Source organism: Neisseria sp. P0007.S010 (assembly GCF_051962875.1).
Lineage (GTDB): Bacteria > Pseudomonadota > Gammaproteobacteria > Burkholderiales > Neisseriaceae > Neisseria > Neisseria subflava_A.
This window is the reverse complement of sequence record NZ_JBQCUX010000045.1, coordinates 1-275: the sequence shown is the minus strand read 5'-3', so window position 1 is coordinate 275 and position 275 is coordinate 1. Positions and strand designations below refer to the sequence as shown.

The 275-nt window shown below is 39.6% G+C and carries 1 protein-coding gene; it reads left to right on the top strand.

Going from position 1 to position 275, the window contains the following annotated elements; translation table 11 throughout:
• Positions 1 to 33 precede the first annotated feature (33 nt).
• A partial coding sequence (locus ACTHR7_RS10835; RefSeq protein ID WP_440370812.1) for a flagellin N-terminal helical domain-containing protein occupies positions 34 to 275 on the top strand: 242 nt, incomplete at its 3' end.

Genomic DNA, 275 nt, shown 5'->3' with positions numbered 1-275 from the left:
GACGATGCAGCAGGTCTTGCAATCGCAACTCGTATGCGTGCTCGTGAAAGTGGATTAGGAGTAGCAGCTAACAACACACAAGATGGTATGTCATTAATCCGTACAGCTGATTCAGCTTTAAACTCTGTATCTAACATCTTACTTCGTATGCGTGACATCGCTAACCAATCTGCGAACGGTACGAACACTGGTGACAACCAAAAAGCATTAGATAAAGAATTTTCTGCATTAAAAGAACAAATCGATTACATTTCTAAAAACACAGAGTTTAATGA